The sequence below is a fragment of the Flavobacterium niveum genome, from assembly GCF_055231775.1.
In genome coordinates, this window is the sequence record NZ_JBUYSX010000003.1 from 512,758 (window position 1) to 534,313 (window position 21,556).

Here is a 21,556-nt window from a genome sequence, read left to right on the forward strand (position 1 = left end):
GTTTGTGCAAAGGGTTATCCTTTAATGGATTGTACCATTTGCAATACAGTCGCGGTATTGTTTTCTATGGCAGTGTAATCGCGGCTTTCTACAAGCGCCTTACTTACCAGGTTGCTGCCCATACCTACGGCACACACCCCGGCATCAAACCAGGATTTAATGCTCTCTACTGTAGGCTCCACACCACCGGTAGGCATAAAGCTAAGGTTAGGGAACACCGCCGCTATACTGCGCATAAAATCAGGCCCAAGTGCATTGCCCGGGAACAGCTTTACGAACGTAACACCGGCTTTTTCGGCAGCGATGATTTCAGTAGGTGTCATACAGCCCGGTGCATACAGCAGGCCGTTTTCTACCGCGTAATGGGCAATTTCAGGTACAAACCCGGGGCTGATTAAAAAATCGGCACCGGCATGCCTGTAATTCTGTGCTTCATCAACTGTTTTCAGTGTGCCAATGCCCAGGTAAAGGCCCGGCATCTCAGCATCGCGAAGCTTTGCCAAAGCAGTAAAGTTGGCAAAAGCAGCCGCCCCTCTATTGGTATATTCCACCGCCCTGATACCTGCACGGTACAGCACGCGTAGTATTTCTACACTCACGGCTTCATCGGCATGGAAATAAAGGGGAAGTAATCCCTGTTGTTTTATGGCTTGTATAATGGTATCCTTATCGCTCATTATGTATTGTTATTAACTATATCGTTTGAAAATTTTGGTTTAAAAAAGCAGGCTATCGTTTCAGCCTGCCGCTTGTATTGCCACCCGCCACCTCGCTTATCTCAGCTACCGAAGCCAGGTTTACATCGCCTACTATGGTATGCTTTACCGCACAGGCCGCATTGGCAAATGCCAGGGTTTCCTCCATGCCCATAGCAGTTTCAAGCCCGTAAATAAGCCCTGCTGCATACGCATCGCCGGTACCTATACGGTCTACCACGTCTGATATTTCTATTTCCGGTGTGGTATAGAAAGCAGTACCATCCCACGCCTGTGCATATATTTTCTGGTGCGTGGCACTCAGCCCCGTACGTATCTTGTCGTATACTGTGGTGATGCCGGGCAGGGTTTCCATAAGCTTTTGTGCCGAAGCTATAAAGCCTGCCTCATCCCTGCTGAAATCAGTACCCAATATTTCATTCACTTCATTTACGCCGCCTATAAATACGGTGCTAAGCCCCACCAGTTCTCGCAATACTTCAAAACCGTTGCGGCCGTACTGCCACAGGTTACTGCGGTAGGCCGGGTCGGCAGTAATGGTAATGCCTTTTTGTTTGGCAAGGGTCAATCCCTCTTTAAGGGTTTGGTAAGCGCCTTCACTAATTGCCGGGGAAATTCCCGTCCAGTGCAGCAGCGTGCAGCCGTCCAATACCTTTTCCCAGTCTACCTGTTCCGGCTGTATGTTGGCAAAAGCGCCGTGCAGCCTGTTATAGGTTATCTGGCTGGCGCGAAGCCCACTGCCCACTTCCATAAAGTACAGCCCCAGCGGGTGTTTTACTTTAGTAATGTGTGCCGTGTCTATACCATAACCCTGCATGCAGCCGATTGCGGCAGTACCTACAAAATCATCGCTTACATTGCTTACGTGCTGTACCGAAAGGCCAAACTGCGCCAGTGAAGCACCCACATTCATTTCAGTCCCCCCGAAGAAAAAATCAAGGGAATTGCTCTGCTTCATTTTGTTGAATCCCGGCGGCGAAAGCCTCATTATCACTTCGCCAAAGGTTACTACCTTGCCCATTTATATATTTTTTGGCGGATTAAAATTCAAAATACTCTTTTGCATTGCGGTAGCAGATGTCCGATACCATGCTGCCCACCCATGCAGTGTCCTGCGGAAGCTCGCCGCTTTCCATTTCCTGTCCCAAAAGGTTGCACAATACCCTGCGGAAATACTCGTGCCTCGGGAACGACAGGAAGCTGCGCGAATCGGTAAGCATCCCCACAAAAGCGCTTAATAGTCCCATATTACTCAAAGCGTTAAGCTGCTTTATGATGCCGTCTTTCTGGTCAAGGAACCACCAGCCCGAACCGTACTGCACCTTGCCGCGCGCCGAACCGTCGTTAAAGTTACCGCACATGGTGGCAAACAGTTCGTTATCAGCCGGGTTAAGGTTGTACAATATGGTCTTGGCAAGTTTATCCTTACCGTCCAGCGCATTCAGGAAATTGCTCAGCGTTGTAGCCTGAGCGTAATCGCCTATGCTGTCCCAACCGGTATCGGCGCCCAAAAGCCTGTGCATACGGGCGTTGTTATTTCGCAGCGCACCAAGGTGGAACTGCTGTACCCAACCCCTGTTTGCATACTCTTCACAAAGGAAGAGTAGCAGTGCCGTTTTAAACTTATCGGCTTCCAGAACCGTAAGGCCGTTACCCGAACGCCTCTTTTCAAAGATGGCGCTTACCTCTGCATCGGTAAACGATTCAAAAGGCAGCTGGTTAAAACCAAGGTCGCTGATGCGGCAGCCATTTTCATGGAAAAAATCCAGGCGTTTCAGCAACGCATCTTTAAGGTCGTTATAGGTGTTGATGGTTACCCCGGCAGCCTTTTCAAGTTGACCAAGATAATCATTATAGTTCTCATTTTCAATCAAAACCGCCTTATCCGGACGGAATGCCGTACTTACTTTTGTTTTAAAGGTACCGTTGGCCAACGCCTGGTGGTGTTCCAGCGTATCGATTGGGTCTTCGGTAGTACACAGCATTTCCACATTCATTTGTGTAAGCAGACCCTGAGTGGTGTACTCCGGCAGTTTCAGCTTTTCGTTTATGGCTGTGTAAATTTCTTTGGCATTGCCCTCGTTAAGATATGCATCTATGCCAAAGTAACGCTTCAGTTCCAGCTGTGTCCAGTGAAACAGCGGGTTACGCAGTGTGTGTGGCAGTGTCTTTGCCCATGCGGCGAATTTCTCATCGTCGGGCGCAGTACCTGTAATGTATTTTTCGTCAATGCCCCAGGTACGCATGGCACGCCACTTATAATGGTCGCCGCCTATCCAAAGCTGCGTAATGGTATCAAACGCTTTGTTAGTGGCAATTTCAGCCGGTGGCAAATGGTTGTGGTAGTCTATTATCGGCTGTTTTTCAGCGTAGTTGAAGTACAGCTCCTCTGCAAATTTATTTTGCAGTAAAAAAGTATCGGTTATAAAAGGTGTAGCCATGATTATTCGTTAGATGGTTTGCCAATGGTGGCCAGTATACCACCGTCTACATAAATGATTTGCCCGTTTACAAAGTCGCTCGCCTTAGAAGAAAGGAATACTGCGGTACCTGCCAGGTCTTCCGGGTCGCCCCATCGGCCTGCCGGTGTACGGCTGATGATAAACTCGTTAAACGGGTTACCGTCTACACGTATCGGGGCCGTTTGGCTTGTCGCAAAATAACCCGGGCCGATACCGTTTACCTGTATGTTATACGGCGCCCACTCAGTAGCAAGGTTCTTAGTAAGCATTTTAAGGCCTCCTTTTGCAGCAGCATAGGCAGTTACATTGGTACGGCCCAGCTCACTCATCATAGAACAGATGTTGATGATTTTCCCGCTGCGGCGGCCTATCATGTATTTGGCTACCTCCCTGCTCATAATGAATGCGCCCACAAGGTCTACATCTATTACCCTACGGAAATCTTCCACGGGCATGTCTACCGCCAGTACGCGCTTTATGATGCCCGCATTATTCACCAAAATATCTATAGGGCCGTCAGCCTCTATTTTTGCTATGTTTTCTATGGCAGCGGCTTCATCGGTAACATCAAACAAATAGCCCGATGCCGTGTAACCTTTGCCTTTATAGTATTGTAATGCTTCTTCTAATTTAGACGGCGTGGTACCGGTTATGATAAGCTCAGCCCCTGCTATGGCAAGCCCTTCGGCCATGGCCATGCCCAGCCCGTGCGTGCCACCGGTTATTACTGCCCTTTTTCCTTGTAAACTAAATAATCCCATAATTGTGTGTTTATTTTTTAGCCGATGCTGTAGCACACAGCTTATTTCTTTTCTAACGAAACGCCCTGTAGCGTAGGCTTTACCTGCAGGATGTTCCCGTTTTTGTCAAATTCAAGTTTGTCAATGCATACCTCGCGGTGGTACCCTGCCGACGGCCCCATGTCCTGCCCGTTAGGGTACGGGAAACGGTGGTAAACAATGTACCATTCGTCCTTGCCCGGCACCTGCACTACCGAATGGTGGCCGGTACCGTAAATACCCTGCTCCTTATCGGCTTGTATAACAATGTTGTTTTCGGCTATGGTTATAGGCCCTGTTGGCGATTTTGCCGTACCGTAGCGCACCTTGTAATTCGGGCTGCGGGTATCGTCCTCGCTCCACATAAAGTAATAGGTACCCTTGCAGTAAATAACATACGTCCCCTCACGGAAAGTCTTGTCGATATTCAGTGTCTTCAGGGTTTCTTTCTTTATCGAAACCATATCCTCGTTCAGTTCGGCTACAGCCATATAACTATTGCCCCAGTACAGGTAGGTTTTGCCGCTTTTAGGGTCGGTAAACACATCAGGGTCTATCTCCTGCCCACGGGTAATCCCCTCGGGTTTAAAGTCGATTAACGCCTTACCGCTGTCTACAAACGGCCCCGTAGGATTGTCTGACACCGCCACGCCTATCTTCTTGGCACCTGTGAAGTAGTAAAAGTATTTGTACTTGCCTTTTATCTTTTTCTCAACGATGCAGGGTGCCCAGGCATTGGCTTTGGCCCAACTGACATCTTTTTTCAGGTCGAGGATTACACCCTCATCTTTCCAGTCCTTAAGGTTGTCTGATGAAAAGGTTTTAAAATAATACCCGCCCCAGTTATCAAAACCATCGCTGGTAGGATAAATGTAGTACTTGCCGGTCTTGTTGCTGTACAGAATTTCAGGATCGGCATAAAAGCCCTCCAGCACCGGGTTGCTGTTTATCTGCGGATAAGCAGCAGGCTTGCCCCATTTGGCAATAAGCCCTTTCAGTTCGCTGCGTGTTATGGGCAGTATAGTACCGTGTCGCGGATGGAAATCCATGGTTACCTCATTGTCTATCGCAGTAAAATGCTGCAGGCAGGTACTTTTGGTAAACTGGTACTTACCGCTTTTGTACACATCGTACATCAGTATGTATTCGTCGCTGTGGTTCAGCTTAAATACACCTGCACCCTCTACAGCGTCTTTGGTTTGCTGCAGGTATTCAGGGAATTCCTTCCACTGTCCTGATATTAAATCAGTAGTGGTAGCCACCTTAATGCCGGGAGTTTCAGTCTCCGTTTTATAAAACAGGTGGAACACACCGTCTTTCTCTATAATATCGCCATCGATGCAAGCCTTGCCGTTCTTCGGGATAAACAACGGTTTTGGCGCCGCTTCAAGCGCAGTGAAATCTTTGTTGGCATAAGCATAATAAATGGTATCAGGGCCGTCGCCGTGCTTCATGCTGAAATACACCATGTACTTGCCCGCCTTTTCATCATATATCGTTTGCGGTGCCCAAACACGTTTAAGGTCGTCATTACCCGGATAGGTAGTCTGGATGTTGATAACCGTGCTCGTCCAGTTGATAAGGTCAGTACTCTTGAGCAATACCATGGCGCGGTTGCTGTCCCAGCCTTTGGCAGCCACCATATCGGTACAGGCCATGTAGAACGTCTTTCCGTCCTTACCACGAAGGATATGCGGGTCGCGCACGCCGCCTGTGGTGCTTATTACCTTGCTGTCCAGCACGGGCAGGTTACTATTAAGCGCGTAGTAATGATAACCGTCCGGGCTGATGGCATAGCGCACCGCCTCGTGGTTGGCATTGCCTGCATCCTTGCCTGCAAAATACACAAACAGATAGGCAGTAAGGTCTTTATCGGGTACGGCTTCAGGTGCCTGCTGTGCATTGGCAAAAAACGTGGCAATGTATAGTGCTAGCACCGTGGTGAGCTTTTTCATCTTACTTGGTTTTTAGGCGGATTACGGTAAACGAATACGGCGGAAGTTCCTTTTTAAAGGCATCCTGTACGGCAAGCTGCGTGGTTACCGGTTTACCTGATTTGCTTTCAGGCTTTTCAGTAAGCACCGTATACGTAGCCGTCCCTTTTGCTGTAAGGCCTTCAGTGCTGATTGCAGGCTTCACGGCAACAGGCAGCAGGTTTACCAGCTTGATGATTACATCGCCCGTAGCAGCATCAACAGTAGTTGAAACTCCTATACGTTTTACCGCTTCGGTATTGGTTTCGCGTATAATTGCGGTACTGTTCACGTAGCTGTCGCCAGGGTTTTCACCGTATAATTTCTGCACGAAGTAGTTAACCGTAGGCTTCACTTCGGTACCGTTAAAGTAAATCAGGTCGGGGTTCCACTGGGTGTGGCCTTCACGTGCCAGCATGGGAGCATAGCTTGCCATGCTTACCACATCGCCGTTACGCTCTATGGCTGTAAGGTACAGTGCCTCAGCAAGCGCGTTATACAGCGTATTGCCCCATGAGGCATATTCGCCAAGGTATACTTTAGATTTCGACCTGTCATATGCATCATAGAACGACTGGTTGTTGATAAACCAGCCCGGCGACTCATAGTAATGCTCATCTACCAAAGGCAGTTGCAACTTATCGGCAATGGCCCAGCCTTCATCGTAATCAGCGCCTTCAAAGAATGGCCCCACGGTACCTATTATGGTAACATCGGGGTATTTTTTACGAACGGCATTTACAATCATGGTATAGCGTTCCTCAAATACATCGGTTATAAGGTCTTCATTGCCAATACCAATATACTTCAGGTTAAACGGCTTAGGGTGCCCTGCTTCGGCGCGGACTTTACCCCATGGTGTATTGGCACTGCCGTTTGCGTATTCTATAAGGTCCAGCACATCCTGAACGTACTCGTCCATGTGTTCCATAGGGATGCCAAACTGCTGTCCCGCCCCGCCTACCGACGAGTTTTGGCACGGCACACCGGCAGCAAGCACCGGAACCGGCTGGGCACCTATGTCTTCACAAAACTGGAAATATTCAAAATAGCCAAGCCCCATGCTCTGGTGGTAGTTCCAGATGTTACGCATCGGCTTGCGGGCTTCAAGCGGGCCAACGGTGTTTTTCCAGCGGTAAATGTTGTCCAGGCCGTTACCGTGCGCCACGCATCCGCCGGGGAAGCGTACGAACTTAGGGTGGATATCCGCCACCGTTTGTGCAAGGTCGGCACGCAAGCCGTTCTTGCGGTTTTTAAATGTCTTTTCAGGGAAAAGCGATACCATATCTACAGCCGTTTCGCCTTGCGTAGTGATTTCCAGGCGGGCATCGGCTACTGTTTTAACGGGCTTCAGCACCGCTGTGCATTTTTTCCATGCAGCGCCGGGCTTAATATCGGCCTGCGCCAATACAGCACCCGAAGCATCAATAAGCTTCACGGTACATTTGGCACCTTTGGCAAAAATGCTGAAATTGTATTTTTCATTGGCCTTAACGGGAATACCGTCAAAACCCGAATTGGTAATGCTGCCGTTCTTAATCACAGCAAAATGCGGGTTATTGGCATGGATGCCCTTTAGGCTGTCTATCCTGAAATCGCCACTCCATGCAGTGCGTACGTTCCAGTTTTTGTCTTTGCCGCGCTTGTCGGCCGCAGTGTATTCAAAGCCACGGTTCTGTACCAGTTCGGCATACAGGCCACCGTCGGCAGCGTAATTAATATCTTCAAAGAACACGCCTGTAAGCAGGTTGCTTATCTTCTTTTTGTTGGCCGTGTTTATTTTTATCTCAGCCACCACAGGCTTTAAGCCCACAAACAATGCACTGTCTGATTTCGCCGAGGCACTGTTATTTGCCTTCCTGTATTTGGCTACCTCCATGGCCCTTATCAGGCCATCTACCAGTTCCCATTCGGCTTCCCAAACGGTACCCTGCTCCAGGTTGCCGTTTATACGGTACAATTGTATAGCGGCACGTAGAGAAGCATCACCGGTTTGTGCCGCGCTGAACTTCTTAAAATCGGTAGTTTTGCTTGTATATAGCTTATCGTTATCCTGCCAGCTTACCTCATATGCGCCGTTAACAAGTTTCACTTCAGGATTATAAACCCTGCCGCCATTTGGCATTACAGGAATGTAGGTCTGGCGTTTCCAGTGTATCAGGTCTTTACTGGCGGCATGCGCAAGGATGTTATCTTCCTCATTTACACTCCACAGGCAATGGTACAGGCCATCGGCACCTAAAATAACTGTTGGCGTAAGCATGCGCTTTTGTCCGCCCCAGGTACCGTAGTCACATTTTAAAAAACTGTGCTCAGGACCTATGGCGTGCCAGTTAACCTTATCCTGGCTCCAGGCGAAATGCAGGCCGTTATGTCCGTCATTATTTTCGGTAGCATAAGCAAAAAGGAATACTTTGTGCGGGCTTTTTCCATTACCGGCGTAAGCGAAAGGTTGTGCCAATAAAAATGCAAGGCACAGAAGAACGTAGTTATATAGCGTAAAGGTAGATTTCATTAAAATAGGTTTGGTGATTGAGAAAGGCTATTTCAGCTCGTCGGTAGGTACCGCGTCCATATCGCCATAATCAAGGTTCTCCCCTGCCATACCCCATATAAACGAGTAATTGCTGGTACCGCAACCCGAGTGTATGCTCCACTCCGGGCTTATTACCGCCTGGTGGCCCTGCATAAAAATATGGCGGGTTTCATCAGGTTGACCCATAAAGTGGCTCACAGTCTGGCCTTTGGCAAGGTCAAAATAGAAATATGCCTCCATCCTGCGGGTATGCGTGTGCGACGGCATGGTGTTCCATACGTTGCCTTCGTGCAGTTCGGTAAGGCCCATTTGCAGCTGGCAGGTAGGTACAATGCTGTTTACAATCAGTTTGTTCAGGGTACGGCGGTTGGCCGTCTTCTGGTCGCCAAGCTCTATTACTTCGGCATCTTCCTTACCTACTTTTTTGTTAGGGTACGCATGGTGCGCCGGTGCCGAGTTGATATAAAAATAAGGCTGTTCGCCATCTACCGCTTCAAAAATCACTTCCTTATTTCCTTTGCCTACATACAGGGCTTCTTTCTTATCCAGTTCATATACCGTACCGTCTACAGTTACTTTACCTTTTCCGCCCACGTTTACAATACCCAGCTCGCGGCGCTCCAGGAAGTAATCAGCCTTAAGCTCATCTATGGTTTCCAGCACCAGCGGCTTGCTTACCGGCATGGCACCGCCTACAATATAACGGTCGTACATGGTGTACACCAGGCTTATGGTATCTTCCTCAAACACTGTAGGGATAAGGAAATGCTCCCTTAGCTCTTCGGTAGTATAGTATTTTACATCTTCGGGGTGGTGTGCGTACCTGAATTCTGATTTGGTCATTTTAATATAATTGTGTGTGTTTTAAATCGTTTTATTGTTCGTTATTTTACGGTAACCGTAAGCGGGCTGGCCACTACCTGTGCCTGTTTGGTAAGCAGCGCATTCCATTCAGCATTGTTAGTAGCCTGTCCTGCTTTTTCCCATGCAAAACCGGCGTAGTAGGTAACTTTTCCGGCAGGCTTGGTAAGTATTATCAGGTTGCTCTGGTCCTTGGTTTTGCTTTTGTTTACAAAAGCTTTTTGCACGATAGACGGAGCCATAACAATACCTTCGCCTATGTAAGTACCGTCCATTTTTTCATGGTGGATGAAAATGCCTTTATCGGCAAAAACCTCGGCCTGGCCTTCATTGTTGTGCAGGGTAATACCCGTAGCAAAATTCGGCAACGGCTTTTTAGAAGTATAGCTGATTTCAAATTTTGAGAAGTTACTGCCAAGGTCAAGCGATATACGCTTTACCTCCTTCACCTCATAGTCGCTGTATGGTGCATAGGTAAGTTCAAATACCGTACGCAGCGGGCCTTTGGCAATGGTTTTATAGCTCACGAAGTTTTTAGATACCAGCAGGCTGTCCTTTTCCCAAACACCAGTACCACCTGTACCACGGCTGCCGCCCACATGATACGGGTCATAGCCTTCACCACGGTCTTTGTGGTAAAACATAGGGTCGGTTTCGTAACCTTTATACCATTTGTTTATAACCGATTCAGGCGTGCGTTTCAGCCACACGTCGATGCCGCTGCTCAGTGTGCCGTTTTCACGTTTCTGCTCGGTACGTTGCTGGGCATCGGGTCCGTAGGTACGGAAAGCCACCTTGTCATTTTCCCAGGTATAATCATCGGTACGCTCAGGCACAAAACGCGAGTATGCAACCACGTTCGTGGCTGGCACTACATAACCTTTTGCGTCCTCAAGCAGGTATTCAGCTTTGCCTTTAGCCTTAACTTCGGCTACAAAAAGCAGCTCGTCATTTTTGCCGTCGCCATCATTATCTATCCATTGCAGGGTTTCATACTTCCCTGTGGCCTTATTTTTTACGCCAATGCTTTCTTCCTTATTGGTTTTAAGGAATACAGCCAGGCTCTTTTTAGATACAGCCACCACTTCTTTTCGCTCAAAACCCAACGTATTATTTACGGTTACAGTTACGCTTTTTTGGGCATAAAGTTGCGCCCCCGAAAGAAATGTAAACAGCATCAGGGCAGATGCTGTTTTGTATGTTTTTATATTTTTCATGAATTGATTACCGGTTATAGCACCGCCAAAATAAGGCATTTTTTCGATTCGGCTCATAATTATGTTTTTAAATTAAGAAAACGTTTTAGCAAACAGCAGCGTTTTAATAATTTACGCGTTAACGCCCAAAAATAAGGCTAAAGCGTTAGTGTGATGTCCTGTAGTGTCCTGCTAAAAAAAGGCAGAATTTAACGGGCAATATTAATATAATTTAATACATTTACATTTTAACATAATTTTTAGAGCCATGACGCAAACGTTTGAATTGAATATTAATGAAAGCTCGCGAATACCTAAGTATAAACAGATTGTTGATTCTATTTTAGGGGACATTGCAAAAGGCAATATTAAGGTTGGAGAAAAAATACCTTCTATAAACGAACTGAGTGAAATGTGCTACCTCTCCCGCGATACGGTAGAGAAAGCATACAAGATACTGCGCGACCGCAAAACCATAGTATCGGTTAAGGGAAAAGGCTACTACATAACCCGCGTAGACAAGACCGATAAGCTGAACATCTTTTTCCTTGTAAATAAGGCCAGCACCTACAAAATGCTTATTTACGATTCTTTTGTAAATGCAGTAAGCCCCTACGGACACGTAGACATGTACCTGTACCACTGCGATGAAACGCTGTTTGTAAACGCACTGGAACGCAACATTGGCGCTTATGACTACTATGTGGTGATGTCGCACTTCAGGGATGAAAATTCAAACCACGTAAGCTTTACCGACCGGGTTATGAAAGTGATGGAGCAGATACCGAAAGACAAGCTTATAATGATGGACAACACCAAGCCCATGATTAAAGGCAACTACGGCACCATATACCAGGACTTTAAAAACGATATTTACAGCGCGCTGAAGGAAGCCTTTGAAAAAATACGCAAGTACGAAAAGGTGATTTTGGTATACCCAAGCAAAGCAGTAAACCCTTACCCACGCCGTATAGTCCACGGTTTCCAGAAGTTTTGTGCCGAGTTTGACATCGATTTTGAGATACTGGACGAGATTTATGACGATATGGAATTTGAAGGGCGCGACGTATACATTACCATACAGGAGCGCGACCTGGTAAACCTGATGCGACAGGTGCGCAGCAACAACCTGCAACTGGGGCATGACATCGGAATTATTTCGTATAACGAAACACCGCTTAAGGAACTGTTGGGCATCACAGTAATCACTACCGATTTTGTAGCTATGGGCGAATCAGCAGCGTATATGATACTGAAAAACAAGAAAGAACACGTAAAGAACGTGTTTAAATATATAGAGCGTAACTCGCTGTAAACAAATACAAAATACAGGTACGCCTTGTGAAACATAATCCGTGTTTTACAAGGCGTTTTTTTATACCCGTACGCCTGCCGTGTTTGCGCCTTTTCGTTGTACATTTGTTATGCAACTGACAAACGTTGCCTTATCCCAATAAAACAACTATGGCCGAAATCAAATTAGAACTCGACGACCGCCAGCACGGCGCCTTCAACCTGTATGAAGAAGGCGAAAAGCTGGGCGAAATGGTACTTTCCATAAAAGATAACGTACTTACCGTATACCACACCGGTGTAGAAGAAAAAGCCGCCGGTAAAGGCTATGCAGGGCAACTGCTTGCCACTATGGTAGCGTACGTCCGCGAAAACAACCTTATGGTGCGCGCGCTGTGCCCTTATGTACACGCACAGTTTAAAAGGCATCCGGAAATGTATAACGATATCTGGCTAAAATCTTCAGAAGATGAATAACCTTACTATAACAGGTGCACCGCTATCACCCGAAAATAAAGTCCTTGTTATGATACACGGGCGCGGTGCCGCAGCCCAGGACATACTATCAATAGCCAATTACCTGGATGTTGAGGGCTTTACATTTGTAGCCCCACAGGCAGCCGGGAATACCTGGTACCCCTACTCCTTTTTGGCACCACCTGCACAGAACGAGCCTTCTTTATCGGCATCGTTGCAGGCAGTGGCCGATACGGTAGCCAACATTAAGGCCGCAGGCGTACCCGATGAAAACATATACTTCCTTGGGTTTTCGCAGGGTGCATGCCTTGTTAGCGAATATACCACACGCCATGCCACACGCTACGGCGGTATCGTTGTATATACCGGCGGGCTTATAGGCGACCGCGTATATACCGAAAACTATGGTGGCAGCTTTAATGGCACACCTGTATTTATTGGCACAAGTAACCCTGATTTCCATGTGCCGGTAGAGCGCGTAGAGGAAACCGTAAAAATTATGGAAAACATGGGCGCCAAGGTAACGCTTAAGGTATACGACGGCATGCCGCATACCATAAGCCAGGACGAAATAACGCTTACCAACCAACTCATTTTCGGGGAATAAAAAACTGCTGTTCGTGAAAAAGATACTGGTCATAGACGACGAGGAAAAACTAAGGGGGCTCATAGCCCGCATACTGAAGCTGGAAGGCTTTGAGCTGTACGAAGCACCCGACTGCAAGTCAGGGTTGAAAGTACTGGACAGGGAAGCCATAGATGTGGTGCTGTGCGATGTAAAACTCCCTGATGGCAGCGGCGTAGACCTTACCGCAACCATTAAACAGAAATACCCCGAATGTGAGGTAATACTGCTCACTGCGTACGGCAATATACCCGATGGTGTACAGGCCATAAAAAATGGCGCTTTTGATTATATAACCAAAGGCGACGACAACAACAAAATCATCCCGCTGGTGCACCGTGCCATAGAAAAAAGCGCCTTGCAGCAGCGCGTGGACGTGCTTGAAGCCAAGCTGGAAAAGAAGTATTCCTTTGAAACCATAACCGGGACGTCTAAAAGCATAACCCAGGCAGTGGAGCTGGCACGGAAAGTTGCCCCTACCGATGCCACGGTACTGCTCAACGGGGAAACCGGTACGGGTAAGGAAGTATTTGCCAATGCGCTGCACCAAAACAGCCCCAGAAAAAACAAACCTTTTGTAGCCATAAACTGTGCTGCCTTTAGCCACGACCTGCTGGAAAGTGAAATGTTCGGGCATGTGGCGGGTGCATTTACAGGAGCCATAAAAGACAAAAAGGGCCTGTTTGAAGAAGCCGACGGCGGTACCATATTCCTGGACGAGCTTGGCGAAATGGCAATGGACCTTCAGGCTAAATTACTGCGTGTGCTGGAAAGCGGCGAGTTTATTAAAGTCGGGCAAAGCCGTAACACTAAAGTCGATGTGCGTGTGGTGGCAGCTACCAACCGTAACCTGCTTAAAGAAATCGAAGCAGGCCGTTTCAGGCAGGATTTGTATTACCGCCTTTCGATATTTGGAATAAAGCTGCCCGCATTGCGAGAGCGTACTTCAGATATGGAAGTGCTGGCCAATTCCTTCATAACCGTATTCAACAAAAAGACAGGGCGTACTATTAAAGGTGTAACTGCAACTTACCTGAAAGCACTAAAGCTGCATCCCTGGCCGGGCAATGTACGCGAGCTGAAAAATATTATAGAACGCAGTGTAATCCTGGAAACCGGTAACGAGCTTACCCCCGATACCCTGCCCTTCGATATGCAGCAGCTTAGTGAAAGCGAAACTTCTGCTCCTGATAAAACCCTTTCGGCATTTTCATTGGCCGCAGCCGAAAAGGTACAGATACAAAAAGTGCTTAACTATACTAACGGCAATAAGGCCGAAGCAGCGAGGCTGCTGGGCATAGGTATTGCCACGCTGTACCGCAAAATTGAGGAGTACAAAATACGCTGATACTGCCTCACTTTTTCCATAAAATCTCCTTTTACAAAAAAAGCCCGCCTGTAAATTATATGACTACAACGTATGATGTACAGGCGTCGCTGTTTTATTTCAAATTTTGCAGAATTTTGCAGTAAAGCCTTATAAAACAGCAATTCCCGGCAGGAAAAAAAGGTGACATCTTGTTAAATGTCACACTTTTTACAAAACATGTCGCCCTTTTTCAAGACCCTCTATATATGGTTATCAGTATTTTAACTGTTTAGATAAGATAAATTTGTAGCCTGACCTCAAACCAAAGCTATTTTATATTCCAACCCATGGGATATATTGAAAATTTGTCAAAACTAAACACTTGTATCCATGAATGAGCGGAACAGGAAGCGGTACGCTGCTTCTGCAATGAAAAACTTTTTTAGCCTTGCGCTGCTTGCATTGCCCTTAGCATTGTTTGCGCAGAAGCAGGCAGCCATATGGTATTTTGGCGGACAAGCCGGGCTCGACTTTAACAACGGCGCCCCCGTGGCACTTACTAACAGCGCCCTTACTGCCGGCGAAGGCTGCAGTACCGTGTCTACTGCTGACGGACAGCTTTTGTTTTATACAAATGGTGTAAATGCTTATAACCAAAACCACCTGCCGCTGGCTAACAGCGATTACCAGGCGGGATCTAACAGTTCTACGCAGTCGTCTATCATCATCCCAAAACCGGGCAGTACTTCGATTTACTATATTTTTACCACAAACAGTACAGATGGTTTCCTGGCTGCGGGACTCAACTACTACACCGTAGACATGACCCAAAACAGTGGACTTGGTGGCATAACCGAAGTAAATGGCGGGCCGCTTGGCCCATCGCTGCCTACAAACCTTGCCACACCGGTATCTGAAAAGCTTACTGCTGTGTACCATGCCGATGGTGAAAGCATCTGGGTAATATCACACAAAGCTGACGGGCCTGATTTTATTGCGTTTCTTGTAAGCAGTACCGGTGTGAATGAAACACCCGTGGTAAGCAGTGTAGGCTCTGTACACAGCCAGGTGCTTATCCCCGCGCTATGGTGGGAAGAGAACAACCTGCCGGGGGAAATGAAAACATCTCCAGACGGTACAAAAATTGCTGTATCTAAAAACTATGGCGCCAGCAACTGGGTAACCTCCCCTACCATATCGGGTGGTGTGGAATTATTTGATTTTGATGCCGCTACAGGTATGGTATCTAACCCTAAGGTACTGAGTACAAGGCAAAGTTACGGACTGGAGTTTTCGCCAAACAGCCAACTGGTATATACTACCAGCAGCGTAGGTGTATGGGGCGGCTGGAATACGCTGTTCCAATACGATACCACCAGCGGTACCGAAGCAGGTATACAGGCTTCTGAAACCACTATTTACACCCAAAACCCCGGCCTTATAGGCGGACTGCAACTGGGTATAGACGGTAAGCTATATGTAGCAAAAATACTGGGAAGTACTTCTATCCACGTAGTAAATAACCCGGATATAGTGGGTACAGGCTGTAACTTCCAGGCACTGGCCATTAACCTTGGAGGAAAATCGTGCTACAATGCGCTACCTAATTTTATAACCTCATGGTTCCAGGCGCAAACCGTAGAATTTAATGGCATTTGCGAAGGCACCAATACCAATTTTGAAATCAACTCATACGCCACTATTGTAAGCGCCAACTGGGATTTTGGCGACCCTGCTTCGGGCAGTGCCAATACATCAACAGCTATTACACCAACACACAGTTATGCCCAATCAGGCACCTATACGGTTAGCGTAACCTTTGAAAATGCGGCAGGAATCACAGTTACGAGGACCATACCTGTAACCATAACAGCAGCACCGGTGGCCAATACTGTTGCCGACTTACACATTTGTTCGGATGAAAACACGGCTGCGTTTAACGTTGCGGCGCAAACCGCTGTAATATTGGGTGCACAATCTCCGGCAGATTTTACCGTGACCTACCACACTACCCAGGCCGATGCCGATGCAGGCACCAATGCCCTTACAGGCGACCTTTCGGCCTATACATCGGCAAATGCTGATATTTACGTAAGGATAGTTTCGGCTACAACCAGCTGTGTAACTACTACAAGCTTTAGCCTTGTTATAGATGTTGCTCCGGCAGTAGCCCCCGTAACCGGCATAACCCTGTGCGATGATGCTGTAAGCGATGGCTTTACAATTTTCGACCTTACACAAAAGAATACCGAAATCATCAACGGGCAAACAGGTGTTACCGTAGCGTACTACATTACACAGGCCGATGCCGAAGCAGGTACAAACGCCATAACAACCCCCGGTACCTTTACCAATACAGTAAACCCACAAACCATATACGCAGGGCTGACCAATGCGGCGGGATGTATTGCCGTTACATCGTTCACAATCAGTGTTCCGGCGTTACCTTCTACAGGTACCGCTGCCAACCTTACGGCATGCGAAACCACAGCAGGCAGTGGCAGCGCGCCGTTTAACCTTACCCAGCAGGATGCTGCCATAATCAACGGGCAAACCGGTGTTACGGTAACGTACTATACCTCCCAGGCCGATGCCGAGGCAGGTACAAACGCCATAGCATCGCCTGCTGCGTTTAACAATACTACAAATCCGCAAACTGTATATGCAGCCGTAACCAATGCTTTGGGCTGCAGCAGTTATACAACGTTTAGTTTAGGTGCTTTTGCCCTTCCGGTTGCTGGTAACGTATCGAATATCCTGGTATGCGAAACCACAGCCGGTAGCGGCAATGGGCAATTTAACCTTACCCAGCAGGACGCTGCACTAATCAACGGGCAAACGGGTATTACCGTGGCCTACTATACCTCCCAAGCCGATGCAGAAGCAGGTACCAATGCCATAGCTGCCCCTGCTGCTTTTACCAATACGGTAAACCCGCAAACCATTTACACAACGCTTACGAATGCCAACGGTTGTAAAGCTTACGCAACATTTGCAGTGAATGCTACTGCACTACCTGTAGCCGGTACAGTAACAGCTCTTAACCTGTGTGAAGATGCAGCAGGCAGCGCTACTGCCCAGTTCGACCTTACACAACAGGATGCTGCGCTAATCAACGGGCAGGCGGGCATTACCCTTGCGTACTACACCAGTCAGGCAGATGCTGATGCAGGAACCAATGCTATAGCTACACCGGCAGGGTTTACAAACACCCAAAGCCCACAGACAATTTATGCGTCGCTTACCAATGCCGCAGGCTGTAAAACGGTAACAAGCTTCAGCCTGAATGTTACCCCGCTGCCGCAACCGGGTACAGTAGCTAACCTGAGCAACTGCGACGGTAGTGTTGCTGATGGTTCGGCTGAATTTGACCTGACAGAACAAAATGCCGATATAATAAACGACCAGCAGGGGCTTACGGTAACGTATTTTACCACCCAGCAGGACGCCGATGATAATACGAATGTTATTGCTTCACCAAACACATTTGCGAATACGCAAAACCCGCAAACCATCTACGCAAGGCTTAACAATGGCAACTGCTACAGCACTACGTCATTTACACTGACGGTACTTGATGCTCCGCAAATTGCCACCCCGCTTGTAGTGGAAGGTTGTACCGAATTTGACCTTACCATAGCCGAGGCGCAGTTAACGCCTGAGTACATTTATGATTACTATACATCTGAAAGTGATGCCACAGCAGGTACAAATGCCATAGCAAGCCCTGAAACCTATGCTCCGGGCGTGCCTGAAAGCACCGTATACATCCGCGCTGAGAACAACGACGGCTGCTTTACTGTAGCGCCTGTAAGCCTTGTACAGGGTGCCTGCGAAATACCAAGGGGCATATCGCCGGGCGACAGCGACTACAACAACAACTTCGACCTGACGAATTTTGATGTAAAGCACATCAGCATCTTCAACCGTTACGGCCTGGAGGTGTACAGCTACAACGGCGCGTATACCAACCAATGGGCCGGACAGACGAATAGCGGTAATGAGCTGCCTACAGGCACTTACTTCTACTCTTTTGAAAATACGGGCGGTAAATCGTTTACCGGCTGGGTATACATAAACAGAAGAAATTAGTACTGTATATATTTTTTTCCGCCGCAGCCTTCTTCCATTATTTACGGGGCTGCAGCAAAGCTGAGGAAGCCGGGCATTGTCCCGGCTTTTTTAGTATAATTTACGTACAAATACATGATAATACTCATACCAAAGTGCTGGCTGAATTGCTATCTTTGCGCCCGTTAATTAACACATCCATGAAATTAGAAGATATACTTAAGCAACGCAGCGGCAACATTTGTGAACTGAGCGGAACCGATGAAGGTTTAGTAGTATACGAAGTACCCTTTGCCAAAAACAAAGGAGCCGAAAGCGCCGTGCTTATCAGTGAAAAATGCCTGAACCAGATAGAGAAAAAGGAAATGCCCGACAACAAGTTTTGGGAAGGTTTCCTGCTTACGGCCATGTGGAGCGAAGTACCGGCGGTGCAGGTAATAGCATACCGCATGCTGAACCGTTTCCGTAATGAGAGCTGGGCTGCCGATGCACTGGAAATGATTTACCTGGATGATGATACTATGGAGTGGGCACAGGCCAGCGGCGACCACCTGGGCGACGGCAACGTGCAACTGCATACCGACAGCAACGGTAACCTGCTGCAAACCGGCGATACCGTAACGCTTATTAAAGACCTTGATGTTAAGGGTTCTTCGCTTAATGCTAAGATAGGCACAGCGGTGCGTAACATTCGCCTGGTGCATGACAACCACGAACAGATAGAAGGAAAAATAGAAGGGCAAACGATAGTTATCCTTACCAAATACGTGAAGAAGCAGTAGTTTACTTTATTGAAATATACTGCCGGCTTCGACAAGCTCTGCCTGACAGTATATTTCAATAAAATTTACGTAAAAACGAGTAATAATAGTAGACTTCGACAAGCTCAGCCGGACTATTATTGCTCGTTTTTTGTATTATATAATTCTTATTCCGCAGGGGAAATTTCTACGGGTTCTTCAAGGAACAGGTTGGGCTTCCTGAAATGGTAGTACAACCCCGGTGCCGATATTACCGCTGTAAGTATGGAGAATACCGCTCCTACGCTTACGGCTGTTTGTATATCAAGGCTGAAGATTAACGATGCCTGAAGGAATACGTATTCGCGTACGCCGATACCCGAAAATGAGAATACCGACAGCAGCGAACTGATAAGGAATACCAGTATGTAAATCAGGTACAGCGAAACGGGTACACCGCCAAAGGCTTCTAATATGCAGATTACGCACAACACCTGGAACAGCTGCACGATTACAGAATAACCGATACCGGTATAAAAATAGTGTACGTAGTCTTTAAAGAACAGTTTTACAAACCAGCGGCTCATGATAAGGAACAGCGCTACAAACGCAATGCCCAGTGCCACCTGCAATCCGTAAGAGAAATCGAAATATGGCAGCGTAATGCCCAGCAGGCATACGATACCGATAATACCGAACATACCGAACAGCCTGTCGGCTACCATAAGCTTTATAAGCCTTTTTACCTTCCAGCCGAAGCTTTTATTCAGCAGGTATACCTTATAGGCGTCGCCACCTACCCCGCCGGGAATAAAAAAGTTATAGAACATGCCCAGTACATACAGCTCGCTGTTACTACGCAATGATATGGGCAAGTGTGACTTTAGCATTAATTTCCGCAGCCTTGCCGAAGACAATACCTGCGATACTGTTACCAACACTATACCCAGCAGTAGCCAGTAGATATTGGCACTGCTTAACTTTTCCTGTATGTCTTTCAGGTTAATTTTGGAATATACCAGGTATAGCAACCCGGCTGTGATGAACAGTTTTAGTAAAACACTCAGGCTCTTCTTAATCTTTTTGGCGTAGTGCGGTTTGGTCATTTTCTTTTCAAAGGCAATTAGGGTGCAAAGGCGGCAAATATAAACAACATTTATGTTAAATTTTCAGGTACCTGCATTTAATAAAAAAGGCAACCATTATGGCTGCCTCAATTAATATATTTTGTGATACTTACACGTTAAACCTGAAGTGCATAACATCACCATCCTTAACAATGTACTCCTTACCTTCTACCCTAAGCTTACCGGCTTCTTTTACCTTAGCTTCGGTACCGTAGTTAGCATAGTCATCAAACGCGATAACTTCGGCACGGATAAAGCCTTTTTCAAAATCCGTGTGGATAACACCGGCAGCCTGCGGTGCAGTATCGCCTATGTTAATAGTCCACGCACGTACTTCCTGTACACCTGCCGTAAAATACGTTTGCAGGTTAAGCAGTTTGTACGCACCACGGATAAGTGCAGACGAACCCGGCTCTGTAAGGCCAAGGTCTTCAAGGAACATCTGGCGCTCCTCGAATGTTTCAAGCTCGGTGATGTCGGCTTCAGTACCTACCGCAAGGTAAAGCACTTCGGCATTTTCGTCTTTAACCAGCTCACGCACCTGCTCTACATATTTATTGCCGTTTACTGCCGAACCTTCGTCTACGTTACATACGTAAAGCACCGGCTTGGTAGTAATAAGCTGGAAGCTTTCCAGAAGCTTCGTTTCTTCATCGTTTTGAGGAATTACCGTACGGGCCGATTTTGCCTGAAGCAGTGTATCCTTTATCCTGTCCAGCAGGGCTACTTCCGTCTGGGCTTCCTTAGAACCTACCTTGGCCGCTTTTTTAGCTTTTTCAAGGCGCTTTTCTACGGTTTCAAGGTCTTTCAGCTGAAGCTCTATATCTATCGTTTCTTTATCGCGTATCGGGTTTACACTGCCGTCTACGTGCACAATGTTGTCATTATCAAAACAACGCAGTACGTGGATAATAGCGTTACACTCGCGGATGTTACCCAAAAACTGGTTACCAAGGCCCTCGCCTTTGCTGGCACCTTTTACAAGGCCGGCAATATCTACAATGTCTACAGTTGCAGGCACCACGCGCTGCGGGTTAACCAGCTCTTCAAGTTTTAAAAGCCTTGGGTCCGGTACGTTTACCACGCCCACGTTTGGCTCAATGGTACAAAACGGGAAGTTGGCACTCTGCGCCTTAGCATTAGACAGACAGTTAAAAAGGGTCGATTTACCTACGTTTGGCAATCCTACGATACCTGCTTTCATTTAAGATGTTGTTTTTTGAGGGTGCAAAGATAGGGTTTATTAGTCGAAAGTCATAACGTCATAAAGTCATAAAGTTGGCGATACTCTAAAAAGACCTTATGCCTTTAGGCTTTCCAACTTTAGACTTTATTTAAGCTTTTGTTACCACAGCTTTTAACAACTGCAAAATACCTTTGTATCAGTAACA

At 47.2% G+C, this 21,556-nt stretch carries 16 protein-coding genes; 6 read left to right on the forward strand and 10 right to left on the reverse strand.

What is annotated here, in order from left to right; all coding sequences use genetic code 11:
• Positions 1-14: 14 nt before the first annotated feature.
• The 8 genes from ACZIX4_RS10590 to ACZIX4_RS10625 are packed head-to-tail and all read right to left on the reverse strand — an operon-like array spanning position 15 to position 10,601.
• A complete protein-coding gene (locus ACZIX4_RS10590; RefSeq protein WP_463335605.1) occupies positions 15-677 on the reverse strand; it encodes a bifunctional 4-hydroxy-2-oxoglutarate aldolase/2-dehydro-3-deoxy-phosphogluconate aldolase in 663 nt (220 codons plus the stop codon).
• A 52-nt stretch (positions 678-729) separates the two neighbouring features.
• Entirely contained in the window at positions 730-1,737 is a 1,008-nt protein-coding gene (locus ACZIX4_RS10595; RefSeq protein WP_463335606.1) for a sugar kinase, read from the reverse strand.
• A 19-nt stretch (positions 1,738-1,756) separates the two neighbouring features.
• A complete protein-coding gene (gene uxaC / locus ACZIX4_RS10600; protein WP_463335607.1) occupies positions 1,757-3,157 on the reverse strand; it encodes a glucuronate isomerase in 1,401 nt (466 codons plus the stop codon).
• Positions 3,158-3,159: 2 nt separating this feature from the next.
• On the reverse strand, positions 3,160-3,939 hold the full coding sequence (locus ACZIX4_RS10605) for a gluconate 5-dehydrogenase (RefSeq protein WP_463335608.1): 780 nt from the start codon (positions 3,937-3,939) through the stop codon (positions 3,160-3,162).
• Positions 3,940-3,980: 41 nt separating this feature from the next.
• Positions 3,981-5,912 (reverse strand): family 43 glycosylhydrolase, encoded by a 1,932-nt coding sequence (locus ACZIX4_RS10610; protein ID WP_463335609.1) that lies wholly within the window; start codon positions 5,910-5,912, stop codon positions 3,981-3,983.
• A 1-nt stretch (position 5,913) separates the two neighbouring features.
• Entirely contained in the window at positions 5,914-8,445 is a 2,532-nt protein-coding gene (locus ACZIX4_RS10615) for an alpha-L-arabinofuranosidase C-terminal domain-containing protein (RefSeq protein WP_463335610.1), read from the reverse strand.
• A 27-nt stretch (positions 8,446-8,472) separates the two neighbouring features.
• On the reverse strand, positions 8,473-9,309 hold the full coding sequence (kduI, locus tag ACZIX4_RS10620; RefSeq protein WP_463335611.1) for a 5-dehydro-4-deoxy-D-glucuronate isomerase: 837 nt from the start codon (positions 9,307-9,309) through the stop codon (positions 8,473-8,475).
• Between the two features lie 41 nt (positions 9,310-9,350).
• Positions 9,351-10,601, reverse strand: a complete 1,251-nt coding sequence (locus ACZIX4_RS10625) for a DUF4861 family protein (protein ID WP_463335612.1) — start codon at positions 10,599-10,601, stop codon at positions 9,351-9,353.
• A 190-nt stretch (positions 10,602-10,791) separates the two neighbouring features.
• On the opposite strand from ACZIX4_RS10625, the gene ACZIX4_RS10630 reads away from it, so the two are divergent.
• The 6 genes from ACZIX4_RS10630 to ACZIX4_RS10655 all read left to right on the forward strand — a co-directional run bounded on the left by ACZIX4_RS10630 (position 10,792) and on the right by ACZIX4_RS10655 (position 19,080).
• On the forward strand, positions 10,792-11,838 hold the full coding sequence (locus ACZIX4_RS10630) for a GntR family transcriptional regulator (RefSeq protein WP_463335613.1): 1,047 nt from the start codon (positions 10,792-10,794) through the stop codon (positions 11,836-11,838).
• A 149-nt stretch (positions 11,839-11,987) separates the two neighbouring features.
• The gene (locus ACZIX4_RS10635) at positions 11,988-12,293 is read left to right on the forward strand and encodes a GNAT family N-acetyltransferase (protein ID WP_463335614.1); all 306 of its coding nucleotides are present in this window, start codon (positions 11,988-11,990) and stop codon (positions 12,291-12,293) included.
• On the forward strand, positions 12,286-12,900 hold the full coding sequence (locus tag ACZIX4_RS10640; protein WP_463335615.1) for an alpha/beta hydrolase: 615 nt from the start codon (positions 12,286-12,288) through the stop codon (positions 12,898-12,900). Before ACZIX4_RS10635 ends, ACZIX4_RS10640 begins: the two co-directional genes overlap by 8 nt.
• A 13-nt stretch (positions 12,901-12,913) precedes the next feature.
• Positions 12,914-14,266: a sigma-54-dependent transcriptional regulator gene (locus ACZIX4_RS10645; RefSeq protein WP_463335616.1), complete on the forward strand. Its 1,353-nt coding sequence runs from the start codon at positions 12,914-12,916 to the stop codon at positions 14,264-14,266.
• A gap of 351 nt (positions 14,267-14,617) precedes the next feature.
• On the forward strand, positions 14,618-18,319 hold the full coding sequence (locus ACZIX4_RS10650; RefSeq protein ID WP_463335617.1) for a T9SS type B sorting domain-containing protein: 3,702 nt from the start codon (positions 14,618-14,620) through the stop codon (positions 18,317-18,319).
• Positions 18,320-18,498: 179 nt separating this feature from the next.
• Positions 18,499-19,080: a PhnA domain-containing protein gene (locus ACZIX4_RS10655; RefSeq protein ID WP_463335618.1), complete on the forward strand. Its 582-nt coding sequence runs from the start codon at positions 18,499-18,501 to the stop codon at positions 19,078-19,080.
• A gap of 146 nt (positions 19,081-19,226) precedes the next feature.
• Here ACZIX4_RS10655 and ACZIX4_RS10660 read toward each other — a convergent pair whose 3' ends face one another.
• Positions 19,227-20,144, reverse strand: a complete 918-nt coding sequence (locus tag ACZIX4_RS10660) for a lysylphosphatidylglycerol synthase transmembrane domain-containing protein (protein ID WP_463335619.1) — start codon at positions 20,142-20,144, stop codon at positions 19,227-19,229.
• A gap of 130 nt (positions 20,145-20,274) precedes the next feature.
• A complete protein-coding gene (gene ychF / locus ACZIX4_RS10665) occupies positions 20,275-21,369 on the reverse strand; it encodes a redox-regulated ATPase YchF (RefSeq protein ID WP_463335620.1) in 1,095 nt (364 codons plus the stop codon).
• Between the last annotated feature and the right edge of the window lie 187 nt (positions 21,370-21,556).

Excerpts from the sequence above, each read along its gene's own strand:
- ACZIX4_RS10590 (WP_463335605.1), bottom strand. The coding sequence starts at position 677 with ATGAGCGATAAGGATACCATTATACAAGCCATAAAACAACAGGGATTA.
- ACZIX4_RS10595 (WP_463335606.1), bottom strand. The coding sequence starts at position 1,737 with ATGGGCAAGGTAGTAACCTTTGGCGAAGTGATAATGAGGCTTTCGCCG.
- uxaC (WP_463335607.1), bottom strand. The coding sequence starts at position 3,157 with ATGGCTACACCTTTTATAACCGATACTTTTTTACTGCAAAATAAATTT.
- ACZIX4_RS10605 (WP_463335608.1), bottom strand. The coding sequence starts at position 3,939 with ATGGGATTATTTAGTTTACAAGGAAAAAGGGCAGTAATAACCGGTGGC.
- ACZIX4_RS10610 (WP_463335609.1), bottom strand. The coding sequence starts at position 5,912 with ATGAAAAAGCTCACCACGGTGCTAGCACTATACATTGCCACGTTTTTT.
- ACZIX4_RS10615 (WP_463335610.1), bottom strand. The coding sequence starts at position 8,445 with ATGAAATCTACCTTTACGCTATATAACTACGTTCTTCTGTGCCTTGCA.
- kduI (WP_463335611.1), bottom strand. The coding sequence starts at position 9,309 with ATGACCAAATCAGAATTCAGGTACGCACACCACCCCGAAGATGTAAAA.
- ACZIX4_RS10625 (WP_463335612.1), bottom strand. The coding sequence starts at position 10,601 with ATGAGCCGAATCGAAAAAATGCCTTATTTTGGCGGTGCTATAACCGGT.
- ACZIX4_RS10630 (WP_463335613.1), top strand. The coding sequence starts at position 10,792 with ATGACGCAAACGTTTGAATTGAATATTAATGAAAGCTCGCGAATACCT.
- ACZIX4_RS10635 (WP_463335614.1), top strand. The coding sequence starts at position 11,988 with ATGGCCGAAATCAAATTAGAACTCGACGACCGCCAGCACGGCGCCTTC.
- ACZIX4_RS10640 (WP_463335615.1), top strand. The coding sequence starts at position 12,286 with ATGAATAACCTTACTATAACAGGTGCACCGCTATCACCCGAAAATAAA.
- ACZIX4_RS10650 (WP_463335617.1), top strand. The coding sequence starts at position 14,618 with ATGAATGAGCGGAACAGGAAGCGGTACGCTGCTTCTGCAATGAAAAAC.
- ACZIX4_RS10655 (WP_463335618.1), top strand. The coding sequence starts at position 18,499 with ATGAAATTAGAAGATATACTTAAGCAACGCAGCGGCAACATTTGTGAA.
- ACZIX4_RS10660 (WP_463335619.1), bottom strand. The coding sequence starts at position 20,144 with ATGACCAAACCGCACTACGCCAAAAAGATTAAGAAGAGCCTGAGTGTT.
- ychF (WP_463335620.1), bottom strand. The coding sequence starts at position 21,369 with ATGAAAGCAGGTATCGTAGGATTGCCAAACGTAGGTAAATCGACCCTT.